24 protein-coding genes are annotated in these 24,705 nt (G+C 61.1%); 7 read left to right on the top strand and 17 right to left on the bottom strand.

Features of this window, described 5'->3' with window-relative positions; genetic code table 11:
* The first annotated feature begins 284 nt into the window (after positions 1 to 284).
* Positions 285 to 1,196, top strand: coding sequence for a restriction endonuclease (locus AB4059_RS13430; RefSeq protein ID WP_498979536.1), 912 nt, complete (start codon positions 285 to 287; stop codon positions 1,194 to 1,196).
* Between the two features lie 3 nt (positions 1,197 to 1,199).
* A complete protein-coding gene (locus tag AB4059_RS13425) occupies positions 1,200 to 1,694 on the top strand; it encodes a hypothetical protein (RefSeq protein WP_498979535.1) in 495 nt (164 codons plus the stop codon).
* Between the two features lie 154 nt (positions 1,695 to 1,848).
* On the opposite strand, the gene AB4059_RS13420 is transcribed toward AB4059_RS13425, so the two are convergent.
* The 4 genes from AB4059_RS13420 to AB4059_RS13405 form a co-directional block, all read right to left on the bottom strand.
* On the bottom strand, positions 1,849 to 2,580 hold the full coding sequence (locus AB4059_RS13420) for a hypothetical protein (RefSeq protein WP_498979533.1): 732 nt from the start codon (positions 2,578 to 2,580) through the stop codon (positions 1,849 to 1,851).
* Positions 2,577 to 4,274, bottom strand: coding sequence for a hypothetical protein (locus AB4059_RS13415; RefSeq protein WP_498979532.1), 1,698 nt, complete (start codon positions 4,272 to 4,274; stop codon positions 2,577 to 2,579). The genes AB4059_RS13420 and AB4059_RS13415 overlap by 4 nt, the downstream gene beginning before the upstream one ends.
* Before the next feature lie 75 nt (positions 4,275 to 4,349).
* A complete protein-coding gene (locus tag AB4059_RS13410; RefSeq protein ID WP_498979530.1) occupies positions 4,350 to 5,234 on the bottom strand; it encodes a S1 family peptidase in 885 nt (294 codons plus the stop codon).
* 2 nt (positions 5,235 to 5,236) lie between these two features.
* Positions 5,237 to 6,532, bottom strand: coding sequence for a hypothetical protein (locus tag AB4059_RS13405; RefSeq protein ID WP_498979529.1), 1,296 nt, complete (start codon positions 6,530 to 6,532; stop codon positions 5,237 to 5,239).
* Positions 6,533 to 6,915: 383 nt separating this feature from the next.
* On the opposite strand from AB4059_RS13405, the gene AB4059_RS13400 reads away from it, so the two are divergent.
* A complete protein-coding gene (locus AB4059_RS13400; RefSeq protein ID WP_498979527.1) occupies positions 6,916 to 7,587 on the top strand; it encodes a DUF1353 domain-containing protein in 672 nt (223 codons plus the stop codon).
* 56 nt (positions 7,588 to 7,643) lie between these two features.
* Here the strand turns inward: AB4059_RS13400 and AB4059_RS13395 are convergent, their stop codons facing one another.
* From AB4059_RS13395 to AB4059_RS13385, 3 genes are all read right to left on the bottom strand, one after another.
* On the bottom strand, positions 7,644 to 7,814 hold the full coding sequence (locus AB4059_RS13395; protein ID WP_498979526.1) for a hypothetical protein: 171 nt from the start codon (positions 7,812 to 7,814) through the stop codon (positions 7,644 to 7,646).
* Between the two features lie 315 nt (positions 7,815 to 8,129).
* Positions 8,130 to 8,588: a hypothetical protein gene (locus tag AB4059_RS13390; RefSeq protein ID WP_498979524.1), complete on the bottom strand. Its 459-nt coding sequence runs from the start codon at positions 8,586 to 8,588 to the stop codon at positions 8,130 to 8,132.
* Between the two features lie 180 nt (positions 8,589 to 8,768).
* Entirely contained in the window at positions 8,769 to 9,017 is a 249-nt protein-coding gene (locus AB4059_RS13385) for an XAC0095 family protein (RefSeq protein WP_498979523.1), read from the bottom strand.
* Positions 9,018 to 9,327: 310 nt separating this feature from the next.
* Here AB4059_RS13385 and AB4059_RS13380 point away from each other — a divergent pair, with 310 nt between their 5' ends.
* Positions 9,328 to 10,245 carry a ParA family protein gene (locus tag AB4059_RS13380; RefSeq protein WP_498979521.1) on the top strand — a complete coding sequence of 306 codons (918 nt, stop codon included), beginning with the start codon at positions 9,328 to 9,330 and terminating at the stop codon, positions 10,243 to 10,245.
* 400 nt (positions 10,246 to 10,645) lie between these two features.
* Here AB4059_RS13380 and AB4059_RS13375 read toward each other — a convergent pair whose 3' ends face one another.
* The 10 genes from AB4059_RS13375 to AB4059_RS13330 form a co-directional block, all read right to left on the bottom strand.
* Entirely contained in the window at positions 10,646 to 11,149 is a 504-nt protein-coding gene (locus AB4059_RS13375) for a hypothetical protein (protein ID WP_498979520.1), read from the bottom strand.
* A 97-nt stretch (positions 11,150 to 11,246) separates the two neighbouring features.
* Positions 11,247 to 11,540, bottom strand: coding sequence for a hypothetical protein (locus AB4059_RS13370; protein WP_498979519.1), 294 nt, complete (start codon positions 11,538 to 11,540; stop codon positions 11,247 to 11,249).
* Positions 11,541 to 11,674: 134 nt separating this feature from the next.
* Positions 11,675 to 12,766, bottom strand: a complete 1,092-nt coding sequence (locus AB4059_RS13365; protein ID WP_498979517.1) for a hypothetical protein — start codon at positions 12,764 to 12,766, stop codon at positions 11,675 to 11,677.
* A gap of 136 nt (positions 12,767 to 12,902) precedes the next feature.
* Positions 12,903 to 13,394, bottom strand: a complete 492-nt coding sequence (locus AB4059_RS13360) for a hypothetical protein (RefSeq protein ID WP_498979515.1) — start codon at positions 13,392 to 13,394, stop codon at positions 12,903 to 12,905.
* A gap of 68 nt (positions 13,395 to 13,462) precedes the next feature.
* A complete protein-coding gene (locus tag AB4059_RS13355; RefSeq protein ID WP_498979513.1) occupies positions 13,463 to 16,936 on the bottom strand; it encodes a methylmalonyl-CoA mutase family protein in 3,474 nt (1,157 codons plus the stop codon).
* Positions 16,937 to 17,267: 331 nt separating this feature from the next.
* The gene (locus tag AB4059_RS13350) at positions 17,268 to 17,771 is read right to left on the bottom strand and encodes a hypothetical protein (protein ID WP_498979512.1); all 504 of its coding nucleotides are present in this window, start codon (positions 17,769 to 17,771) and stop codon (positions 17,268 to 17,270) included.
* A gap of 49 nt (positions 17,772 to 17,820) precedes the next feature.
* Positions 17,821 to 18,405 (bottom strand): hypothetical protein, encoded by a 585-nt coding sequence (locus AB4059_RS13345; RefSeq protein ID WP_498979511.1) that lies wholly within the window; start codon positions 18,403 to 18,405, stop codon positions 17,821 to 17,823.
* A 197-nt stretch (positions 18,406 to 18,602) separates the two neighbouring features.
* Positions 18,603 to 19,088 carry a cupin domain-containing protein gene (locus tag AB4059_RS13340; protein WP_498979510.1) on the bottom strand — a complete coding sequence of 162 codons (486 nt, stop codon included), beginning with the start codon at positions 19,086 to 19,088 and terminating at the stop codon, positions 18,603 to 18,605.
* The gene (locus tag AB4059_RS13335) at positions 19,085 to 19,888 is read right to left on the bottom strand and encodes an MBL fold metallo-hydrolase (protein WP_498979508.1); all 804 of its coding nucleotides are present in this window, start codon (positions 19,886 to 19,888) and stop codon (positions 19,085 to 19,087) included. Before AB4059_RS13335 ends, AB4059_RS13340 begins: the two co-directional genes overlap by 4 nt.
* Positions 19,885 to 20,571, bottom strand: coding sequence for a glutathione binding-like protein (locus AB4059_RS13330; RefSeq protein WP_498979506.1), 687 nt, complete (start codon positions 20,569 to 20,571; stop codon positions 19,885 to 19,887). The genes AB4059_RS13335 and AB4059_RS13330 overlap by 4 nt, the downstream gene beginning before the upstream one ends.
* An 81-nt stretch (positions 20,572 to 20,652) precedes the next feature.
* Here AB4059_RS13330 and pdxR point away from each other — a divergent pair, with 81 nt between their 5' ends.
* From pdxR to AB4059_RS13315, 3 genes are all read left to right on the top strand, one after another.
* Positions 20,653 to 22,095, top strand: a complete 1,443-nt coding sequence (gene pdxR / locus AB4059_RS13325) for a MocR-like pyridoxine biosynthesis transcription factor PdxR (protein WP_498979505.1) — start codon at positions 20,653 to 20,655, stop codon at positions 22,093 to 22,095.
* 206 nt (positions 22,096 to 22,301) lie between these two features.
* The gene (locus AB4059_RS13320) at positions 22,302 to 23,402 is read left to right on the top strand and encodes a Glu/Leu/Phe/Val dehydrogenase dimerization domain-containing protein (protein ID WP_498965309.1); all 1,101 of its coding nucleotides are present in this window, start codon (positions 22,302 to 22,304) and stop codon (positions 23,400 to 23,402) included.
* Between the two features lie 67 nt (positions 23,403 to 23,469).
* Entirely contained in the window at positions 23,470 to 24,627 is a 1,158-nt protein-coding gene (locus AB4059_RS13315; protein WP_498979503.1) for an isovaleryl-CoA dehydrogenase, read from the top strand.
* The last annotated feature ends 78 nt before the right edge of the window (positions 24,628 to 24,705 follow it).

Raw genomic sequence — 24,705 nt, 5'->3', positions numbered from 1 at the left:
TCCAGACGTCAAGTTCGTCCTTCTTCCATCCGCCAAGGCTCCAGTCATGGCGTTGTTCGCCGCGGCGATTGGCAAGACGCTGGAGTTGTCCGGCAGCTTCCTACAGGATGACCCGCCAGGAACAACTGTTCGCGCCGACTCTGTCATCAACGTCATTGTCGGATGACAATGGGATTTGGCGCGTGTCGCGCGTCGCGTGACTCTGGGTCACCACGTGACCGCATGCGTCCTCCTCGACGAAAGCCTTGGTAGGATGGGGACAGCTGAATCCTGCAGGGGGCAGGATGTCTCTCAAACGTGTTTCCCAAAGGCGCGACGACGCGCTTGCCCGCACTGACTGGGCAGAAGTCGAGCGCCTGCTCGCCAAGCACTACGGCTACGCCGGCTACGAAGTCGACCACTGCGGCACCGGCAGCGGTGGGGCTCGTTACGACGGTGGCATCGACCTCAAGCTGCGACGCAATGGGGAATACGTCATTGTCCAGTGCAAACACTGGAACGCGATGAAGGTGCCTCACAACGACGTTCACCAGTTGATTGGGGTGATGGTCAATGAAGGCGCGACCGGTGCGATCCTGGTCACGAGCGGCGAATTCACTCGCGCAGCGGTCGAAGCGGCGACGAAGCAAGGTCATGTGCAGTTGGTCGATGGCGACGATCTGCGCGCTATGTTGGGACCGCTGCCCGAGCCGTTGCCTGCGCCACCTTCCGGGTTCACGGACTCGATGACGTCGAAGCTTGGGCCAAACGCAAAGGGCGCCGCGGCTTATATCGGCGGGCGGTTGCTCAGCGCTGCTGAAGACCGGATCCGCGGCGGGGGCACGAAATCGGTGGCGTCCAGGTCAGTTGGCTTCACCGCGAAGGCCTTCATCTTGAAGGTGTTGTTTTTGGTCCTCGTACCTTTCCTCATCGTGCTTCTCTTCATGACTTGGATGAAGCACGTCTTCGTACCCGACTACCTGATGCCGATGGCGCCCGCTGCGGCCGATCGGATCCAGCAGCAACGACGTGCGGTGCAGCCGCAGCCGATGGTCGTCGAGCAAGTCGAGACGGCGCCGCCCTCCTACACGATACGCACGCCCACCCCGGAAGAGATCCGCGAACAGCAACGCAAGGCCGAGGAATCAATCAAGGTCCTAGAAGCCAACACGCCGGAGTTGTACGAAGGGCGGCCTGGTCAAGTGCGGGGGCAGTAAGCCATGAAGGAATGGACCGGGGTGGAAGTCCTCGAGGAGCGAAGGCGCCTGGAGCGAGATGCCGCGACGCTTCTCGGAATGATGATCTTCGAGTACTCCCGCTTGGAGATGGACCTCGGCTTGTTTCTGGCCTGGTCAGATGACGGAGTCTCACTTGATCAGCTAACGAAACAGCTGGAGCCACTCACCTTCAGCAAGCGCATTGATTTTTTGGAGAAGACCGTAGCGGCCAAGTTCCAAGAGTCGCCAGAAACACTGGCCCTTTACGCAAACTGGGTTGCCGACGCGCAGTCCGTTCGAGGCCTGCGGAACGACTTGTTTCATGGGCGCTGGGGGGTTGAGACAATCAATCAGCAGGTGGTCAATGTCGTCGGCCTTCCGACATCGCCCGACCAGAAGCGCACGCCCTACTCCATTACCGATCTTCAGGCCGCTCTGGATCAGATGCGGGATGTGCGGGCGAGGCTACAAAAGCTGAGGTCTTCATTTCCCGTGTGACGTATTACGAGGCGACACACGAGCCTGCGTCTGACGAGATCCGCGACCGCAATGCAAGGCCGAGGAGGCTATCAATCGCCTAGAAGCCACCACTCCGGAGCTGTGCAAGGGCGGCCTGCGCAATTGCGCGAGTCGCAAGGCGAGAGGTTGCTCACTAGGGCGGATTCCACGAAGGTGAGTCAAGGTCGAAGCCACAATAAAAGCCCGCGAAAACGCCTAAGCCAACGCTCACCCCGAACGAGGCAGAAAGCGATTGGATTCCCTCGTCACCAGAGAACGCAATGGTGACGATCGGGGTAACAACCAGCATCTGGCTTTGACAGAGGTTCGTGCTTGTTACCGCTTCTTTCTTCGCGCCCCCAATCTCAAGACTTGGCCCAATCTTTCCAACCACTACGCCCAACCCCAATACCGGGGTGAAAACGCCTACAACGCCCTGCATTGCAACGCCGGTTTCCTCATTCATCGATATTTCTACCGCGCCTCCGGCTGCAGCGCCGACGCTCATCCCTACACCTGCCATGAGCGCGCCGCCGAAACCGACCCCGACGTCATAACTGGCACCGGACGCGCCCGACGCGTCCCCAGAGAGTCGACGCCTATCGTCCTGGCGCGCCGGTTTGGATTCTTTGGCGGGTGAACCCGGGTCGTGGTCTGGCCCGTCTTGCGGGTAGTGATCAAAATCAAAATGGCCTCCATCCGAATCGTTGGAGTCCATTTTTTCGGCGTGAGCCGAACTTGAACCGTCAGGGCGGTCGTGGTCATTCCCGTAGTGGTCGGAGAAATTCGAACCACTCTGCCCGTCTCCGTCATCCGAAGAGTCATCGTCGCCGTCGCCTCGAGCAGCCTTGCCGCTGGCACTGACGAATCGCGCTCGACCGATCATCTTGAGTCGTACCGGTATCCACTCATGAACAAATCCAAGGACACATCCGATAGCGAGTTCGCATTGGCCCCAGACGACGATGGCCCAAAAATAGAAAGCTCGAAAGACGTGTCGTTATCCGTTCCATCCGACCAAGAAATTGGGCTCCTATTACGCAACCGCGATGTCCCCGCAACGTCTGCAGGACGCGGCGACGAACGCGTGCTGATTCTTCCGAGTTCGGACGCAACCCCCGGTTGAAAGACCTCAGATTTACGACCACTAGCGCTGGACACAAGCGCTCGGCGTGGCAAATGCAACTCACCACGCCATACTCCGACATTCGCTTCATTCATCCCAACCGCGTAGCACGACACACCTCTTAGTCGAATTCCCCAATAACTTTCGACAGCAGACTCTGGCAAAGAAAACCGCACGGTCAAACGTGATCCTTGTATGTTCTCTGTAGCTTCCTGCCATTTTTGCTCCCCGATCAGGGCTCGAATGGAAAGCGGGAACGTTATTGACTCTTCGCGAGGAAGCTCGGATGCCACGCGTCTTTCGACTTCGATCATCCATTTCCATATGGCGTCCAGAAATGGGCCTTGAGAGTCATCCCAGGACTCGGGAAGGGGGATTTCAGGCAGGGCGCTCCAGCCCCACAAGTGCTCGAGCCCCGACCGAACAGAAATCGCTCTTGAGAGCAGCTCAACGAGCTCCTCGACAAAACACGTCTTCAGCGACATCAGGCGAGCGCCCCAGTTCGATGGCCCGTTATCGGAACTCAAACAACTCCTTCGGAGATCGTTCGCCGCTAGTGTGAGCTCCGATCGCCGCCTTCTGAAATCAACGTCTTCGTAATTGAATCTGGCAGTCACGAGTTTTGCGGCTAGGAGCTTGGTTGACATGCCCAACGCGCCCTCGGAGATCGCTAGCTGACTAGCAAACCCCGATTGGTAGCTCGCCAATTCCGAGGAGTAGGCCCTTTGTGAAAGTGAGTACACCCAGTCATACACTGGCCTTGGACCGAATTCGGCACCGGTCGGATCCTGCGGCATATACGGTCCTGGGTTCTCGATCGGATCGAGCGCGAAAGCAAAGTTTCGAGGGTGGTACGGTTGCGTTGGGTGTGTAAGTTGATCCTTATGCGATTTCCAATAGGGCGTCATCATGGCAGCAGTGGAAAGCCAAGCACGTTGCGCGGCTTCGGAATGAAAGTCGGTCATCGTGAAGCCGGGCGTTTCCAGTACATCTTTGTAGGCTTGGTAAGCGCGAGCAGTCGCTCCGCTCCACGCCCATTGCGCCCGCAACTCATAGTTCGAAGTCCGCCACTGAAGTTCGTACCAGCCCGCCGCCACTTCATCTCTATGTATAAGCTCGGAGCCGTCGAGCTGAAACTGCTCGATCAGCGCCGCCGAGTAACGCTGATTCGCGTCTGCGAATTGGCGGCGCATTCCGTCCAGAAGACTGAGCTTGGGACGTAGCTCAGAAAGGTAGACATCCGCCCAAGACGTCAAGAGAAGTGCGGCACTGTTGTTTAGCGCAAGATCGGACAAAGCAGGCTCTGCATTAAGCGAATGATCGATTGGAGCGAACCACCCAGCATCGACAGTGGGCAGGCGCCCACCAGCCGTTAGTTTCCTCGCCACGCGAGGAATTTCGGCGGGCTCCAGTCGCGATAGGGGCTTTCCAATTCGCGGAATTGCACTCTTCATGGCGCAAATGCCTCCACGGTAATCGCGAGCTCGGACCGCTGGCATGCCTTTCGGGTCCGATACTCACGCAGCAACCTAGTTGCGACGAAGCGCTGTGATTTGCCTTCGAATCCACGCTCGAGCGGCCGGGGTCAGCCGTTCGTAGACCCCACCGTCTCCGCAAGCCATTTGCGCGTCCCCAGCGGCTCGCGAAGTGACGCCAGCCAGGAAGAGTGAGTCGGAAGGGACACGTACCGTGCTTCCCCCCGTCGCGGAATACAACGGGCCGCCGCTGTCGCCACTGCAAGAGTCAGGCGACAACCGACGACCCGCCACTATTTCGCTGCCAGGAAGGCATCCCAATTCTGTCGCGGCGTCGCCGAGACAGTCGTTCGTAACAGCGGGCACGTCCGCCTCGCGCTTTTCGTAAGTGAACACCTTGCCCTCGGCGTCGATGGCGCCAAAGCCCACCACTCGATAGAACGCCGCTTCATCAACCTGAGCGTCAGTTGCCAACTTCGCAGGCAGAACATTGTTGACGTTTTCCTTGAGTTTCAGGAGCGCGATATCGCGACCTGTTCGAAGGCCGTCCCCGCAACCAAGAGCCGCAACCCAGCGAGTCACCAAGTAGTACCCCTCGCGCGCCTTGGGGTCGATCTTCCTGGGGTTGTGACCGACAAATATGTTGCCCCGCGCGCCACTACATGCACAGTGGCCCGCGGTCAGAACGACGTCAGGCTCGATCAACGTGCCGGTGCAGACTGGAAAACGCTCTGTCCCCCGCGTGATGCCGACTACCGCCCGAAAGTCGCCTGGCGCCACTGGCCGCCCCTTGTAAACCAGAGCTGCACCCGTGCCCAGACGTTGAATCTTGAGCTGACCCTGAGTCTTCGCAGGAGCAGGCGCTTCCCCTCGCTCACAGGCAACCAGGACGAACAGCGCCAGAAGAAGCAGGCAGTACCTACGGTGTTGGTTCCCCATGACTACTTGCTCGGCGCGTTGGCTTTCTGCACTTCTCGTATCGAATGGTAGCCGCCGTGTACGGCCACATGTCCCGACGCGATGATCCCGTCACTGGCAGGATCGATGAGAGCGTAAGAGATCGTGGATGCACCAGTCGTATAGACGGGAGGTCCACCAAAAAAGGTCCAAAGATTCTTTTTCGAATAGAGCTGCGCCGCGGATGCCCCATCCATTGATAGCACCAGCGCATTCGCTTCGGTTGCGACAAGCACCTTCTTCTGGCGGAGGATGCGGGCAAACAGCGGCGTGATGTTTGCGGCCTTTGGGTCCGCTGCCACTGCATCAACCAAGGCGTTGTACGCCTCAAGGGCCTTGGTCGCCACCGCATCGGAAGCCTCGTATCGCTTGGCCGCCAGCTCTTTACCTGCTTCACGAAGCTTTGCCGCTCTCGCCGTCGCGATCGTCTGTTCGGACGCGACCTCCAATGCCTGCGCGTCGAGCCGGGCTAGCGGTTCAAGGATCAGTTTTGCGTCCCGCGGTAATAGATGTCCGGAAACCTGGACCAAGCGCGTAGGGAAGTCCTGCTTTGCCTTGCCCGCGATGTGATCGGCAACCGATACGGCCGGATACGTCGCACTGTCAATGGCCTGAAAAGTGTAATTAGAGAGAAAATAGCTTCCCAACTTCGAAAGCCCACCCGTAATGGCGCCTAGCTTGCTGATCCCAACCATTCTTGGCCCAGGCTTTCCTTCTTCCTTCCCCGTACCGGGATCTTGGTCGGAAGCCGACTTGAATTTGGCTTGAGCAAGCTTGAACGCATTTTCGATAAGCGTGACCTTGATGTCGAATAAAACAGCGTCGGGAGCTTCGACATCGGACGGGGCCGTAAGCACAAGCAGCGATTGGTTTGGCCGTGCCTCGATGGATGGCTTCAAGCGTGCATAGATCGTGTCAGCCGAATCCAACGCTGAGCGACTCACCAGAATGATTGCTTCCGGCTTGCCAGTGCCTACTCCAAGGGTGACATCTCCCGCGATACCAGTCTGCCCATCAACTGCATACTTGGCACCGAAGGCCTTCTGCTGAGCGGTGATCATCGCCGATTCGGCATTCGCCGCCGCCTCCTGTGCCTTATATGCAGCCTCCTGCGCGGCAGCGGCAGCCTGCACGGCGGCCCAATCTGTTTCGGAACCTACGGGGCTGGACGACTGCGCATAGACAGATTGGGCTGCGAAAAACTGCAGAGCGACGGCAAGGGAGATGAGACATGTTGCGACCTCGACCTTGCGTGCTTGCTCGAAGAAATTCCTGTCCATCGTGAACACTCCTGGCGACGATGCCTTTCGTGCATTACGCGAGTGAAGGCAACGACCAGACGCCGACTGCTCGGACAACCGTTTGTCGGATTGGGCTGAAGCGCTCACCACGAGAGTTGTGGTAGCCACGCTTGCTATTGCTCTTCACCCTCGGAGCAATTGCACGAAAACGTTCCCGATAACGCGCGTACCCCAATCAAGACTTGAATGCCGCGATCGGGGCGGCTTCATGACCTTCAATGTACAGAACCGTCTGTCTTCTGACATCGACGTGCGCGCGTTTGGTCTTGGGTCGGTCACCCATCGCTTGGCCGCTTCAGATTCGCGCCGGCGTTGGCGTCCATGTCGAAGGGCAGCGCTCAACACCGCCCGGGGAAAATGTCATGGATCAGTACCGCCGAACGTTCCTGCTGTCGACTGCTGCAGTCGCAGCGACGATGTTTTCAAGGCAGACGCTGTCACAAGATGGAGTGCCTGTAGACACAGCGAAACGGGACTTCATCAAGCGCATCAACGAAGAAGCGTCAAGAGAGCTTGAGATAGCACTGGCTGCAGCCAAGGAAATGGAGAAGCGCGGGGTATTCGCCAGCCTAATGCCTCCGCAACAGTTGGTCCCCTTCAAAGACTGGGACTACTACTACCTCAAGGGCATGCCGTCCGTGTGGAGTCCGAATCCCGGGCAGAAGTACAAGCGCGTCGTTGTGCCGGTCGGATTCGTCACTGACCTGACCAGTGTGCCGCAGTGGGTCTGGAGTTCCGGAATCCGACCCGAAGGACCGTATGCATTCGCTGCAATCATTCATGACTACCTGTATTGGACGCAGGAACGCCCGAAAGCCGAGGCCGATGAAATCTTCCTCTTCGCAATGCAAGACTCGAAAGTAGACAAGAAGTTGAGGGATCGAATCTATACAGCAGTCAAGAACTATGGCGGGAATGCCTGGGTCAACAACGCGAAGCTGAAGAAGGCGGGCGAGCGTCGGATCCTCCGTCGCTTCCCTGATGACTTCACCGTCAGCTGGCAGGAGTGGAAGCGGCAACCGGGCGTGTTTTAAAGATTGGAAGGTGCGCGCCCATTGGCCTAGTTCCTACTGACCCCTTGAATTAGTGATCAGCCGTCGGCATCGGCAACCATCGCCGCGACCGAGTCGAACGCTTCGACCCGGCCCGCGTAGCTCTCATCGATCGCCTTCTGCGTTTCCGCATTCGGCTCAAGGCGCTTTGCGTCGAACGGTAGGGCAAGTTGCGTCACGGCGGGCTTTGCTTTCACGGTGTCATTCATCCGCTCCCCACTCCGACGACCCGGTCACCGCAAAGTATCGATGAGGGCCTCACTGACATCGATGCCCAGGCAACGTCCATTGGGGACGGAAATTTCCTCTCCGACGCCCTTCCATCGGGCGCCAATGGACAAACCTCGTCCATTCGCGCCCACCAACTGGGCAACAGCGGCAGAACTTTCCCCAACAACGCACCTTTGAAGTCCGTTGCCGGGGAAATTTCCTCCGCCGATGCCCTTCCGAAGTGCATCAACGGGGAAATTTCCTCCATCGACGGCGTCGCAACGTGCGTCATTGGCCTCCGCGACGCCGTCGGCCTACTCCTTCTTCTTCCTGTTGCCGCCCTTGAACGTCCCACCCAGCGCCTTGACCAGCCCCTCCAGGCCAGCCGACAACCCCGACAACTGCAACTGCTTGTAAGCACTCCGCGCCGTGGCATACGAATCGCTACCAAGCGCGGCAATGGTGTCATCCAGGCGCTGCTGCAACTGCCGCACCCGCTCGAAGATCGGCAGCAACGCATCCAGCGCAGCCACATCCGCCTGCGCGCCAGCGATGTCCAGGTTGGGTGGCATGACGTCGGGGTTGTTGGTCGCGGCGCGGATGGTGGTGCGCGTGAAGTCCACGGACTTCGGGCCGGCGAAGGTCATCTTCTTGCGCTGCGGGGGCGCGAGCGTGATCAGGTCCTTCAGCACGGCCTCGATCTGCGCGAGCGCCTGCATGACGGTGGCCGCCTGCTCGGGGGTGATGGTGATCGAAACGAGGTTTTGCGACACGGGAAGACTCCGCTTTGGTTTGGGTGGGGAAGTCTTCGCATGCGCCGTGCGCGTCGAACATTGTTTCTTGGGGCAAACCGGACCTGCACTTCGGGGCAGTGCCGACGGGCGGTCGTGGTTGCCGCTGCATCGATCGGGTTGCCTCCAGGCCCCCGAGGAGGCACCCGATCCAATGGGCTTTCAGTTCAGCTGCGGTCTCCCCGCAACGATGACCGCGTCGAGGTCGCGCGCCAGGGACGTGAAGCACCACGCCATCGCGTCGGGGCGCAGGCTGTAGGCGCGATCGCTGGCGACGGTGCCGTGCTCGGAGAGGGACGCCAGCAGGCGCAGGTGGTCGCGCATCTGGATCAGGCACAGTTGCGCTGCGGGCGGAATGATGACGTTGGGCATCTCGCGTTTGGCGCGGGTGCGCGGGGACTTTCTGCGCATGGTGACCTCCATGTGGGTGGGCGCTTGCCTGGCGTTGCGCCGGCAAGGGTGTCGGGAGGTTAGAAGCCGCACAGAGACGGTGGGCGTATTTCCCTTTCGGGTCTTGCATTAGCCACCCTCCCGACGCAGCACATTGCAGCGTCAATGCGCCTAAGGAGTGGCGCATCTCTGTGTGGAGCTTCTACACTCCTCAAAGGCGAGGATTGACTGTCAGTGATCCGAGATCAACGAGATTCGTCCACAGTAGCGATCTACATTTCGCGCATCGACTAGAAGTTGCATCACTCACACCAATCACTCGGGAGGGGCCGTGAAGATTGTTTCAGTCATCAACTACAAGGGCGGAGTCGGAAAAACAACCACCACTGCAAACTTGGCAGCCCAGTTGGCTTGGGACGGATTGCGAGTACTCCTGATTGATCTCGATCCCCAAACCAGCTTGACGTTCTCATTCCTCTCCCCAGAGGCTTGGAACAAGGAGCTGGCTGATTCGAAAACTATCAAAGCGTGGTTCGACTCATTCGGCACCGGCGCTCCGATGAAGCTTACCGATCTCATTGTGTCGCCGAACAAGGTCAACAAGAAGTTGTCAGGTCGCGGGGTAATTCACCTGATTTCCTCTCATCTCGGATTGATTAACGTTGACCTAGAACTCGCCACAGAGCTGGGAGGAGCGAACCTCAAGCAGTCGAAGGCAAATTTCCTGAAGGTCCACCGTCGCCTTATTGATGGCCTTGCAGAGCTTAAGGGTTATGACGTTGTGCTGATGGACTGTCCGCCAAACTTCAACATCACAACCAAGAATGCAATTCTGGCAAGCAATCACATCCTCATTCCCGCGAAGCCTGACTACCTGTCAACGCTCGGTATCGACTACTTGCGTCGCAATCTCAACGAATTGGTCTCTGACTACAACGATTACGCCGACCTTGACCTGGGCGTTGTCACGCCGAAGGTGAATCCAGAAATTCTAGGCGTCGTATTTACGATGGTTGGGTTCTACGCGAACCAGCCAATCTCTAGCGAGAGGCCGTTCATCGCTCAAACTAAAAATTTAGGCATTCCCGTATTCGATCAGGCGCTGAGGGAGAATAAGACCATCTTCGCCGAGTCCCCAAGGGATGGCGTTCCGGTCGTTCTGAATTTGTACGGCAACAAGACTCACGATAATGTCGTGGCGGAGCTTGAGGCCTTTGTAAAGCAATTTCGTTCCAAACTTGGAGTCTGAGCCGTGGAAAAAAAACGCACGCGATCAGAGCATCTCGCCCTACTACTGATGCAACTTGCTAACCGGGTTGCGGAGATGAGCGACGCTGAGCTGTCCGATTTTTTGAGCAGCGCAGGGACTCCGGATCGAATCTCGAAAGAAAAGCGCCCTTCCAAGCCTGACTACACTTCACTTGTCGCTGAGCTCCGCGGTGCGCACGAATTGGGGCAAGGGGCAGCCCTGCTGCGACGAGCTGCGCCAACTAAGACTGACCTCGTCAATCTAGCCAGGCATCTCGATCTACCGGTCTCTAAACGCGACACGGTAGAGCAACTTTCAGATCGAATTGTCGATACGACCATTGGCTACAGACTTCGATCAGCCGCAATCCGCGGGAACAAGGCTGACTAAACGTAGATCGCTATGCCTTCGGAGCGTGATACAGCGGAAGAAACTTGTGCAGGACTCGTATCTCCAAACCTGTCCCAGTCTCCCGGTGCTTCGTTCGCCCCTCCAGCGCCCGACAAGGCGCCGGGTCTCGATTTCCATCTTTCGCAGTCAAGAAATCGAGCCAATCCGAAACACGGGTTACGGCGTTGTCCTTCTTGCAGTAGACAAGGAGACCGCCGCATTCGTCATTCGAAGCAGGCTTCCAATAACGCGTCGTCAGTTGTTCAAACCCACCGTACAGAATTCCGTTATCACCCAAAATTTTGGCCTCGCCAAGCCACGCAAATCCGCAAAAAGCGATGTTGATATCGCAATGGCCGTTAACGTAGCCATCGTGCGAAGCTGCGAAGCCGGTACCTCGTACTCCACATAGAACTCGATCGGTAATTTGGTCCTCTGTGAAGTCCTTGATCAGTGCAACAGAGGCGCTGGCGTCTGAATACGCTAGCTCCAGAGCATCTTCGACGAGCTCCACGAACCTCTCGTACCTGAAATCAGAGCATTGCTCAGCGCGAGCAATAAGCAACTCAAGACCGATGCGTTCACGAGGGTTGTGCGCGACAGCGCGAACGTCAGATAGCGTTTTCATCGCTATCCCGAAATTCTGAAGTTGGAGTGAAGTAAGGAGCTAAGAAATCCTCAGCCGGCGCTACAAGCTCACCGGTTCTGGGATCACAGATGGCCTTTGATCGGAGCGCATCTCTCGCCGTCGCATCGTCGACTTCGCTTTCGTAGTCACCTTCGATAAAAAGAAAATGCTGGTCAAGCACACCATAGGATCCGACAAGCGCCGCGACCAAACTGATAAGACCAGGATCCGTTTGGGACACCTTCGCAAGCGATGCGATGTCCGCAAATGTGATCATCTCAAATTCATTGGACCGCGCATTTGCCAATTGAGTCGCGACTAGGAATGCGGCCCGCAAGCGCGGGTCGTACTCCGAGTCGACTCGAAGGCGCTCGATACTCTGTTCGCGCGTAAGCTTTTCCACCGGGGCGTTTAGATGTGTTTCAGGAGCCGGGACCTGACTTCTGCGAACTCTGTATCACGAAGACACCCGAGAATCTCCGCGCTTCCGATAAACGGCGTTTTTGAGTGCAGCAGCCTTGCGGTTCCATTGAGCCCAAGTTCGACATTCGCGAGGTTTGCAGACTTCAGGGCCTTCGGAGGCCAACGAATTGCTACGCGGTAGGGGCTGATCGCACCGCCTACCGCAGCCGATCCTCCCAGGTGATATAGCTCTTTGCGCAGACACAGTCCGGCCTTCCGCATCTTCTCGTGCTTTAACGAGGCCGTGTGCGTCGCAAACGCCAACTCCGCAACCACGCCCTCATTTTTATCTTTGTAGAGGCTGCTCACCCCGTTGAAAAGGTTGAGTGGATGCACAGATACGGTGACACCTGCAAGGTCGGTGATTTGCCGTTGCGCGAGCATGTGGGCGGTTTCGATCGATTCCGGTGAGCTGCCAGGAACGGAGTCGACCGAGATTTCGAGTAGTTCATTGTCCAATATACGAACGCCGTCGATCGCGAGCCTACGCTCTCGAGTAATCACGATCAGATCAGAAACGTCGCCGTAGTTCTGGAGCCGCTCCTCGCCGAGATACTCGGGGTTGACGTGCTGCCTGACTTCAAATTCGCGGATGCTTGCCAAACTGAGGAAGTCACCAGCAACACTTTCCATTGCGTAAAATGGCTGCGGCGAGTCAGTCCTGGCGGTCGCGTTCGCTGCGGCAATCAATTCCAATCCTCGGGCAAGCGTTCCCGATTGCTGAGACTGTATCGCTGCCTTGATCGCCGAAAGTGCTTTGGGCGTGAACTTGTAGAACCGGACATCCTTGTTGTAGACGCGTGTGACCTCTAAAAGCGCCGCCTCCAACGTCTCCACCTTTGATTCATCAGCCTCCGAAAGCTTGTCGAGGAGATTAGTTGTCGTTTGCTCCCAGCCGAGCGAAGCGTGAAAGCCGGCGGCCTTAAGAAGGGCTCGAGCAGGTTCCCAATGAACGCGACTGCGCAGTTCTCCTAAAACTCCGGATAGGCGCTTGTGCAATGTTGGCCCGGCAGAGGGTTGTCCGCCTGAGTGCTTGTTCAATTCATTCCCCTTCGTCCGTATGCACTTGCGGATATGGTTAGGCCACTAGTGCATTCCGACCGCGGATCGGCCGGGACTCCTGTCGGAGCGAACGGTACAACAGCAGCGTATAGGTCACGAGGGATGTGACCAATAGTCAACGGGTGGGTGCGGGCTGACCACGAACCGCTCCGAACTGGTCCACGCGCCTCAGGCCCAGCCACTTGGCCCGCCCGTCGAAGGCGTCACCAACAAACTCGCCGATGTAAGCGTAGTAGTCATCGCACGCTTCAGGCGAGAGCATGACGGTCGGCCTGCGTCCCACCGCGCCCCACGCAGGCGCTGGGAATTTGGCATCGCCCTCGATCACTTCCAGTCGTCGCCATTCGCCTGCCATGCAGGAGTGCGCGCGCTTGTCGGTGATGCGCAGGAGGCTCGTGCGTACGACCTTGCCTTGATTGTCGCGCTCGACGAATCGCCATGTCTTGCCTGGCGCCCACGTGCTTGGCACGGCGACTTTGAGAGAGGGCGAGAGGTCTTCCATCGTGAGATAGGCGCTGGGGTCTTGCTCGGGCTTGGGCGCACTCGACTGCGTGCAGCCGACCATAGTCAGCGACAAGGCCAACAAGGCCACGCGTGTGTTCGGCATTCCGTCCCCCGACTAGTGCACCCCTCCCCAGCCCTCCCCTGCATTCGCAGGGGAGGGAGCAGAGCGCATTACATATTGCGGCGGTACTCGCCACCCACGTCATACAACGCGTGGCTGATCTGCCCCAGGCTATGCGTCTTGACGGCTTCCATCAACGAAGCAAAGACGTTCTGGCGGTCGCGAGCACTCTTCTGCAAGAACGCCAACCCCGTCTCCCCATTCCGCAGGGTCTGATAGTTGGCAACATTCTCAATCTGCTGCCCCTTCTCCCCCTCCGTCGACCGGATCAACTCGATCTCCGTCACGATGTCCCCGCCATGGTCCTTCGGCAGGAAGGTATTCACGCCGATCAACGGCAGCGAGCCATCGTGCTTCTTGTGCTCGTAGTACAGGCTCTCTTCCTGGATCTTGCCGCGCTGGTACATGGTGTCCATCGCACCCAGGACGCCGCCGCGTTCGCTGATCGCTTCGAATTCCTTGTACACGGCTTCTTCGACGATGTCGGTCAGCTTGTCGACGATGAAGCTGCCCTGCCAGGGGTTCTCGTTGAAGTTGAGGCCCAGTTCCTTGTTGATGATCATCTGGATCGCCACGGCGCGGCGCACGCTTTCTTCGGTGGGCGTGGTGATCGCTTCGTCGTAGGCATTCGTGTGCAGGCTGTTGCAGTTGTCGAACAGTGCGTACAGCGCCTGCAGCGTAGTGCGGATGTCGTTGAACTGGATTTCTTGCGCGTGCAGTGAGCGGCCGCTCGTTTGGATGTGGTACTTCATCATCTGGCTGCGCGGGCCGGCGCCGTAGCGTTCGCGCATCGCACGCGCCCAGATGCGGCGGGCGACGCGGCCGATCACGGTGTATTCGGGGTCCATGCCGTTGCTGAAGAAGAACGACAGGTTGGGCGCGAAGTCGTCGATCTTCATGCCACGCGCCAGGTAGTACTCGACGATGGTGAAGCCGTTGCTCAGGGTGAAGGCGAGCTGGGAGATCGGGTTCGCGCCGGCTTCGGCGATGTGGTAACCGGAGATCGACACCGAGTAGAAGTTGCGGACTTGCTTGTCGACGAAGTACTGCTGGATGTCGCCCATCATGCGCAGGGCGAACTCGGTGCTGAAGATGCAGGTGTTCTGCGCCTGATCCTCTTTCAGGATGTCGGCCTGCACGGTGCCGCGCACGGTCTTGAGGGTGTGTTCCTTGATGCGCGCGTAGGTGTCGGCGTCGATCACCTGGTCGCCGGTGACGCCCAGCAGGCCGAGGCCCAAACCATCGTTCGTCTCGGGGAGCATGCCGCTGTATTCGGGGCGCTTGCGCCCGACGAACATTTTCTCGATGCGGTCGTGGGCTTCGTCCCAGCGCGTCTGTTCTTCGCGCAGGTACTTCTCCACTTGCTGGTCGATCGCGGTGTTCATGAACATCGCGAGGATGATCGGCGCGGGGCCGTTGATCGTCATCGAGACGCTGGTGCTCGGTGCGCACAGGTCGAAGCCGGAGTACAGCTTCTTCATGTCGTCGAGCGTGGCGATGTTGACGCCGGAGTTGCCGATCTTGCCGTAGATGTCCGGGCGCACGGCGGGGTCTTCGCCGTACAGCGTGACCGAGTCGAAGGCGGTGGACAGGCGCGCGGCGGGCTGGCCGACGCTCAAATAATGGAACCGGCGATTGGTGCGTTCGGGCGTGCCTTCGCCGGCGAACATGCGGATCGGGTCTTCGCCGGTGCGGCGGTACGGGTACACGCCGCCGGTGTAGGGGTAGTCGCCCGGCAGGTTTTCTTTCTGCAGGAAGGTGAGCAGCTCGCCCCAGCTCTTGTAGGTGGGCGCGGCGATCTTCGGGATCTTCTGGTGCGAAAGCGATTCGCGGTAGTTGTCGACGCGGATGGTCTTGTCGCGGACCTTGTATTCGTTGAATTCGTCGGTGATCGACTTCAGGCGCGCGGGCCAGGTGCGCAGGAGTTTCAGCGCGTCGCTGTCGAGGGCCTGGATGGCGTCTTGATAGCGCTGGCGAAGCGTGAGCATGGAGCGGTCGATCCCGGCGTCGCCCTCACCCCGGCCCTCTCCCGGAGGGAGAGGGAGAAGGGCGTCGGTCGCAAAGAGGTCGAGGGCTTTCGGAAGCGCTTTGTCTTCGAGCGCCTGCAGCGATTGCCAGTACGCCTGCGCGCGGTCGGCAATTTCGCTCTGCGATTCGATGCGGGCGTTGATGCCCCTGCCCTGTTCGGCGATTTCAGCCAGGTATCGCACGCGGGCGCCGGGGATCAGCACGGTAGCGCGCGGTTCCTTCAGCGTGGTGTCGATGGTCGGCGTCCACTTCTCCGCCGGCAGGCCGAGCTTCTCGCGCAGCAGGCGCGTGAGGTTGGCGAACATCCAGCTGATGCCGGGGTCGTTGAACTGGCTGGCGATGGTCGGGTAGACGGGGACGTCTTCGTCCTTGGTCTGGAAGGCGACGCGGTTGCGCTTCCACTGCTTGCGAACGTCGCGCAGGGCGTCTTCGGCGCCGCGCTTGTCGAACTTGTTGAGCACGACCAGTTCGGCGTAGTCGAGCATGTCGATCTTTTCCAGCTGGCTCGGTGCGCCGAAGTCGCTGGTCATCACGTACATGGGGAAGTCGACGAGGTCGACGATTTCCGAATCGCTCTGGCCGATGCCCGCGGTTTCGACGATCACCATGTCGTAGCCGAGGGACTTGAGGAAGGCGATGCAGTCCTTCAGCACGATGTTCGTCGCCATGTGCTGGCGGCGGGTGGCCATCGAGCGCATGAAGACGCGCTTGCTGCGCAGCGAGTTCATGCGGATGCGGTCGCCGAGCAGCGCGCCACCGGTGCGGCGGCGCGTGGGGTCCACCGAGATCACGGCGATGCGCATCTCGGGGAACGATGCGAGAAAGCGGTTGAGCAGTTCGTCGGTCACTGAGGATTTGCCGGCGCCGCCGGTGCCGGTGATGCCGATGACGGGGGTCTTGCCGCCGGCCAGTTGCCATTGCTTGCGCAGGTGGGCGAGTTCGGTTTCGTCCAGGGCGCTTTCTTCGATCGAGCTCAGCATCGCGCCGATGGCGATTTCGTTGGTGAGGTCGACCTGGTGCGGGGTTTCGACGGGCTGGCGCGCGGAGGTCGCGCGGCGGACGACGTCTTCGATCATCGCCACCAGGCCCATGTGCATGCCGTCGTTGGGGTGGTAGATGCGTTCGACGCCGTAGTCCTGGAGCTCTTTGATTTCTTCGGGGGTGATGGTGCCGCCGCCGCCGCCGAACACGCGGATGTGGGACGCGCCGCGTTCGCGGAGCATGTCGACCATGTATTTGAAGTATTCGACGTGGCCACCTTGGTAGGAGCTCAGGGCGATGGCGTCGGCGTCTTCCTGGAGCGCTGCGCGGACGACGTCTTCGACGGAGCGGTTGTGGCCGAGGTGGATGACTTCGGCGCCCTGGCCCTGGATGAGGCGGCGCATGATGTTGATCGCGGCGTCGTGGCCGTCGAAGAGGCTCGCTGCGGTCACGAAGCGCAGGGGGCTGGTCTCGGTCTGGGGGGACGCGGCGACTTCGGTGGCGGGGGTGCTCATGGGCGGCGCTCAGTACGGTTTTGGCGAATTCCGCATTGTAGCTCCGCGGGCGTTAAAGGCCCTCTTGGGGTGGGTTCGTCGGGACAGCCCGCTCGAAGGGCGTTAACGCGCCGCCCGAACGTGGGGAGTTCCAAATTTTTTTGGGAAAAAAATTTGAAACTCCCCACGCTGGGGCATCACCTTGCGGGTCGCTTCGATCGGGGGCTTTTCGCCCGAGCCGTCACTGGGGGCTGCAAAGCGCAGCTTTGCAGGTAGCCGATCGTTTTCGAAGCGGAGTCCCTCTCCCACCGGGAGAGGGGTTGGGGAGAGGGTCCGGGGTGTCGCTGTCGCCTCAGGACACCCAGTCCATCTCCCGCTTCGTGACCACCCAGCCCGATGCCGTCTTATCGAGTTCGAAGGTCCAGCCGCCGGCGCTCAGGCCTGCTTCGTAGTAAGCGGCCTTCGCCTTGGCGTGGGTGGGTGACACGAAGTCGATGTCGCCTACGGAGAACTGGACGGCGGGTTCGTTGGTCTTGCGCAGTTGGAATTCGGGCATCTCCCGCGCGGCCTTGCCGGTTTTGCCGTCGGCGCAGCGGTGGACGCGGGGCGCGAGGTCGTGGAAGCGGGCCATGAAGGCGTCGTTCGGTGAGCGGTCGCGGGCGAAGCAGAGGACGGCGGGTTTGCGGTTCGCCATGTCCGTGGCGTCGGTCTTGCCCAGGAGCGAGCGAAAGACCTGTTCGGCGATGTCGAGCTTGTCGTCGTGGACGGCGGCGGCCGTGCCGGTGTCGGGTGCGTCGGGTGGCGTGGCGCAGGCGGTGAGCATCGTCAGCGACAAAGCGAGTGCGATGGTGCGCATGGTCCCCTCCCCAGGGTGCGTGGGGAGAGCGTACCTGAGGAATGGGGTCCTACGCCGCCGGGCATCCCTTCTCGAATCGGCTGCTGTGGAAGTGGTGCACCGTCGCCTGGATCCAGGTCTGCTTCGGCTGGGAGGGGGCGGTGTAGTACTCCAGCGCCATCTGCCAACCGATGGAATGCCTGGCCGCGTAATGCCGTATGTCCGCGAAGTACGCCTCACTGTCCTTGACCCACACGCCAACGCTGTCGGACTGCCCCTTCTCGGCGTTCGATCCCCGGAACTTCTGCGAGTACACAAGCTTGGACCGAATGTCGCGCGCCCGCGGCAACGGGAAATTCAAGATGGGTTCGGCCAGCGGGACCAAAAAGCGCGCGGCCTCGTTCGCCGTCTGCGACCACTCCTCGGCCTCTTCGAAATACACCACGAAACACTGCGTGCACACGTGCGAGGCGCCCATGTCCGAGACATCGCGGTTTCGATCTTCAAGATCGGGGATGCTTCGGTAGGCGTCCACCGAGAGACCGAGCAGCGCCCCACCACACAGCGGACAACACCGTCGCACCTCGGCGAGCGCCACAGACGGCAGTACAACGGACATCGCCGCGAGCCCCAACAAGAACGATCGACGGTTCATGTCCACCCCCTGTGCGACGAGCGTAACCCAACCCAGCGCGCAGAGCCCCAGCTGCGCTTTTGCCGTCCCGCCAACGATCGGCTACCTGCAAAGCTCGCTTTGCAGCCCCCGATGACGGCTCGGGCGAAAGCCCACTGATCGAAGCGACCCGCAAGGTGATGCCCCAGCGGCGCGCTGATCGGTTTCGAGCGCGGGCTTTACCCGCGCACCTCCAGCGAGTCCAGGTCGCGTGTCCGAATCCCCTGCTCCTGGCAATACCGAACGTACTCAGCACGTTGCGTACAGGCATTCGCAACCGACCGCACTTCCCCACCCGGCCCGATGAATTCCACTTCGCCGGTGACGACGACAAACGCCACCATGTCCTCGTCGCCGACCACCTTCCACCAGTCGACATTCCCCGCCGGCTCGTGCACATAGTCGCCGGGCCCGAGGATCTCTCCGCTGCACAACTGACGATGCCCAGTGAGCTGATGCACGTGCACTTCGCCGGTATGCCGATGCAGCGGCATGACGGTTCCAGGCGACATCCGCAACAGTTCGACGAAGCCGCGATCCCCTAGGAAATGCAGCGGCTTCGACCACTTCCCATCTTCCTGCGCAGGCACCCACGGCAGATCCGCCGTCGCCACCGCACGCGAAGGCAGCGCACCACGCAACGCATCGTGCAGGAACGCGTTCATGCCGCCACCACATGGAAGAACCGATCGAACGACGCTTCGACGACGTCGCGCCCGTTGCCGAGAATGTTGCGGCCACGCGAGAAGCCATAGACGTCCTGGTAATCGAACGGCTCGAGCAACGAACGCATGCGATGCACGGCCGACGGCTTCATCGGCGTGAAGTTCGGCACGCTGTGCATGAAGCTGACTTGCTTGCGATCCTGCGTGACATGCGGCGAATCGCCGGGGAACAGGGTTTCGCCGCGCGGCCCGCGTTTCCAATGCAGCGCAGTGCTGCCGGGAAAATGCGCGCCGACATTGATCAGCGTGACGTCGTCGGAAAGCGCGAGCGTGTCGCCTTTCCAGAATTGAATCGCCTTCGACGGGCGGCGCACCCATTCGCGGTCGTTCGCGTGCAACAGGATGCCAACGCCGCCAAGCGCTTCGCTCCATTCGATCATCGACGAATAGAAGTGCGGGTGCGAGATGACGATGCAGTCCACGCCGCCGGCGGCCTGCAATGCGCGCACGGCTTCATCGGTGACCATGCCCAGCGATTCCCACAGGATGTTGCCGCCGTCGGTGCGCAGGTGCAGCACGCGTTGCGGGATGGCGTAACCGGGCATGTCGATGCCGAGCAGGCCGGCGTCGTCGGCGATGCGCAGGGTGCGTTCGCGTTGCAGGGTCTCGTGGGTGGTCCATTGCTGGCCTTCCCAGTCGACGTACTGGCGGTCGTCTTCGCACACGGGGCAATGTGTCGGCGGCGCGTCGCTCGGTGCGTACTGCGTGGCGCAGGTGTTGCAGATCCAGGCGGTGCTCATGCGAGGGCCTCGTCGTCGAGCGCGAACTTGGGATGGGCGTAGACATCGACGTAATCGGCGAAGGCGCGTTGGGTCGCGGGGCGTGCGCCGATGGCTTCGAACCAGCGTTTGAGGTTCGGGAAGTCGTCGAGGTTCTGGCCGTGGCCGGAGTGCGAAACGATCCAGGGATAGCAGGCGATGTCGGCGATGGAGTACGCGTCGACGATGAATTCGCGCTCTTCGAGGCGGCGGTCGAGCACGCCGTACAGGCGATGGGTTTCCTTCGTGTAGCGCTCCATCGCATATGCATCGCGATGCTGCGCGTGCGTGCGGAACCAACCGGACTGGCCGGCCATCGGGCCCAGGCCGGCGACTTGCCACACCAACCACTGCTTGGTTTCGATGCGCGTGCGCGGGTCGCGTGCGAGCAGTTGGCCGGTCTTGTCGGCGAGATATTCCAGGATCACCGCCGATTCGAAGATCGGGAGCGGTGCGCCGCCGTCGGCGGGGGCGTGGTCGACGATCGCGGGGATCTTGTTGTTGGGGGAGATGGCGAGGAAGGCGGGCTGGTGTTGCTCGCCGCGCGAGAGGCGCACCAGGTGCCAGCGGTGTGCGGGCAGCGGTCCGCCAAGTTCGGCGAGTTCTTCCATGAAGAGCGGCAGCTTCATGCCGTTCGGCGACTTGGCGTAATACAGGTCGAGCATCGGGTCCTCCGATGGGGGTGCCTACGGAGCACAGGGTCGCGCTAATCTGGCCCACCGTTCAGGCCAGTTCCGGGAGATTCCATGGAACCAGTTTTACCCTTCGCCCCCGATTTGACGGGGTCAGCGGGTCATCTGGCCGGTTCGCTGCATCAGCAGCTGCGGGCGGCGATCCTCGACGGGCGCCTGGCCGCAGGCGCTGCCCTGCCCTCCACGCGCACCCTGGCGACCGAGCTGGGCATCGCGCGGAACACGGTGGTCGGTGCGTACGACTTGCTGGTCGCCGAGGGTTACGTGTTGCCGCGGCCGGGCGCGAAGGCGATCGTCGCCGACGTGCGCGGGCGGGCGATGCGCAAACCCGATGCGCCCTTGCCGGTGGAGGATGCGCGGCTCGCGCCGTTCTGGCGGACGCCCTTCATGCCGTCGCTGCCGGTGCGCGAGTTGCCGGAGTGCAGTTTCCGCCTGGGCGTGGGCGACCATCGGTATTTCCCGCACGCGTTGTGGCGGAGGTTGACCGCGCAGGCGTTGCAGGTGTTTTCGAAGCAACCGTTTCGTTATGCGCCGTCGGAAGGCTTGCTGCCCTTGCGTTCGGCGATCGCGCAACACGTGGCGTTCGCGCGTGCAGTGGCGTGCACGGCCGACGATGTGATCGTCACTTCGGGCGCGCAGCAAGCCTTCGATCTGTTGGCGCGCTTGTTGGTCACGCCGGGGAAGACGCGCGTGGCCGTCGAAAATCCGGGTTATCCATCGTTACGCGCTGCGTTCGCGGCGGTCGGCGCGGAACTGGTGCCGATGCGCGTCGACGACGAAGGGCTGTGCGTCGAATGCCTGGGCGAGAACGACGTCGACATCGTGATGGTTACGCCCTCGCATCAATCGCCGACAGGCGCCGCGCTGTCCTTGCGGCGGCGGATGGCCTTGCTCGATTACGCGCGCTCGCGCAACGCGGTGATCATCGAGGACGACTACGACGGGGAGTTCCGCTTCGGTGGCCGTCCGTTGGATGCGTTGCAGACGCTGGATCGCGACGGGATCGTGTTCTATGTCGGCACGTTTTCGAAGAGTCTGTTCCCGGCCTTGCGCAAGGGCTTCATCGTCGCGCCGCCGTGGGCGCGTGGGCCGTTGGCGCAGGTAAAGACGTGCGTCGATTCGCACAGCGACGCGATCACGCAGACGGTGCTGGCGCAGTTCATTCGCGACGGGCACATGGCGCGGCACGTGCGGAAGATGCGCGGGATTTATGCGGAGCGGCGTGCGGCCTTGTTCGCGGGGCTGGAGTCGCTGGACAAGTGGCTCGATCCGATTCCGTCGGAAGCGGGCATGCATACGGCGGCGCGGTTGCGGGATCCGGACAACGCGCACCGCTTCTTCCAGTTGATGCGCGAACACGCGCCGGGCGCGCAGTCGATCGCCGAGTACGCGATGGCGCCCCTGGCGGCGCCGGCGGTGGTGTTCGGCTACGGGGTGATCGATGCCGATGAGATCACGGCGCGCTTGGCGGCCTTGAAGGCCGCGCTGTCGCGCTAGCTCGGCGGCGGCCCGTACGGCGTCGTACGTCCGGGCCCCACACACGCCCGATCCGGGCGATTGGAGTAGACTGCGCCGCCTGCGGAGGGCGCCATCACGCGCCCGACGACCGCAGCGGCCAACGTACTCAACGACTTACCTCGACTTGTCGACGCTCCCGGGATGCGCATGCCGCGCATCGAAGGCGCGCCCGACCGGAGCTCCCGATGATTTTCGAAACGCTCGATACCTACGGCCACGAACAGGTCGTGTTCTGCCACAACAAGGATGCGGGCCTGAAGGCCATCATCGCGATCCACAACACCGTGCTCGGCCCCGCGCTGGGCGGCACGCGCATGTGGCCGTACAAGACCGAGGCCGACGCGCTCAACGACGTCCTGCGCCTTTCGCGCGGCATGACGTACAAGAACGCGGTGGCGGGCCTGAACATCGGCGGCGGCAAGGCCGTCATCATCGGCGACCCGGCGAAGGACAAGTCCGAAGCGCTGTTCCGCGCCTTCGGCCAGTTCGTCGAATCCCTCGGCGGCCGTTACATCACGGCCGAAGACGTCGGCATCGACGTCAACGACATGGAATACGTCTACCGCGAGACCGAGTACGTCACCGGCGTGCACCAGGTGCACGGTGGTTCGGGCGACCCCTCGCCGTTCACCGCCTACGGCACGCTGCAGGGCCTGATGGCCACGCTCAACAAGAAGTACGGCGACGAGGAAGTCGGCAAGTATTCCTACGCCGTGCAGGGCCTCGGCCACGTGGGCATGGAGTTCGTGAAGCTGCTCAAGGAGCGCGGCGCGAAGATCTTCGTCACCGACATCAACAAGGCGCTGGTCGACAAGGCCGTCAGCGAATACGGCGCCGAAGCCGTGGGCCTGGACGAGATCTACGACGTGCCGGCCGATGTCTACTCGCCGTGCGCGCTGGGCGCCACCGTGAACGAGCAGACCCTGCCTCGCCTGAAGGCCAAGGTCATCTGCGGTGCGGCCAACAACCAGCTGGCCAACACGCAGATCGGCGACGAAGTCGAAAAGCGCGGCATCGTTTACGCGCCCGACTACGCGGTCAACGCCGGCGGCGTGATGAACGTGTCGCTCGAGATCGACGGTTACAACCGCGAACGCGCGATGCGCATGATGCGCACGATCTATCACAACCTCGCGCGCATCTATGAAATCAGCGACCGCGACGGCATCCCGACCTACAAGGCCGCCGACCGCCTCGCCGAAGAGCGCATCAGCGCGATCGGCAAGCTCAAGCTGCCGCTGGGCCGTGCGCAGCCGCGCTTCCAGGGTCGAATCCGCGGTCACTAAGTTGTAGATTCCAGAACGGGGCTTCGGCCCCGTTCTGCTTTTCCGAAACAGGCAATCCGGAGTCGTGATGCGCGTTTTTTCGCTGGGTGAAGACATCGATGCACTGCGCGAGACGGTCCGCCGTTTCGCGGACGCCGAAATCGCGCCGCGCGCGGCGAAGATCGACGAAGAGAATGTCTTCCCGCAGGACCTGTGGCCCAAGCTCGGCCAGATGGGCCTGCTCGGCCTGACGGTGCCGGGCGAACTCGGCGGCAGCGACATGGGCTTCCTCGCGCACCTGGTCGCGATGGAAGAGATCTCGCGCGCATCGGGTTCGATCGGCCTGTCCTACGGCGCGCATTCCAACCTGTGCGTGAGCAACCTCTACGCCAACGGCACGCAGGCGCAGCGCGAGAAGTACCTGCCCAAGCTGTGCAGCGGCGAATTCAAGGGCGCGCTGGCGATGAGCGAGCCGGGCGCCGGTTCCGACGTCGTCGGTTCGATGCAGTGCCGGGCCGAGCTGCGCGGCGACGTGTGGGTCGCCAACGGCAACAAGATGTGGATCACCAACGGCCCCGAAGCCGATGTGTTGATCGTCTACATGCGCACCGCCGGCAAGGATTCGGGCAGCGCGTGCATGACCGCCTTCCTCGTCGAAAAGGGCATGAAGGGGTTCAGCACGGCGCAGAAGCTCGACAAGTTGGGCATGCGTGGTTCGAACACCTGCGAGTTGGTGTTCCAGAACTGCGAGATCCCGAAGGAAAACGTCCTCGGCGAAGTGCACAAGGGCGTCAAGGTCTTGATGTCGGGGTTGAATACCGAGCGCTTGGTGCTCACCGGTGGTCCGATCGGTTTGATGCAGGCCGCAATGGACATCGCCCTGCCCTACGTGCGCGAGCGCAAGCAGTTCGATGCACCGATCGGTACGTTCGGGATCATGCAGGCGAAGATCGCGGACATGTACACGGCGCTGCAGTCTTCGCGCGCGTTAGCCTACCAGGTCGGGCGGGATTTCGACGCGGGGCACAAGTCGCGCATCGATTCGGCCGCGTGCCTGTTGCACGCCACCGACGCCGCGGTGCAGGTCGCCCTGGAGGCCATCCAGGCCCTCGGCGGCAACGGCTACATCAACGAATACGCGACGGGGCGGATCCTGCGCGACGCCAAGCTGTATGCGATCGGCGCGGGCACCAACGAGATCCGCCGGATGCTGATCGGACGCGAGCTGTTCGACGGGAAGTCGTAAGCCCCTGATTTGCGCGGCAAATCCATGAGGTTTGCCGCACCGCAACAAACGGACCTAGAATCGGGATCGTGCCGGCTC

Origin of the sequence: Lysobacter sp. 2RAF19 (assembly GCF_052115395.1) — a bacterium.
Lineage (GTDB): Bacteria > Pseudomonadota > Gammaproteobacteria > Xanthomonadales > Xanthomonadaceae > Noviluteimonas.
This window is presented reverse-complemented; position numbering and strand designations above follow the sequence as displayed.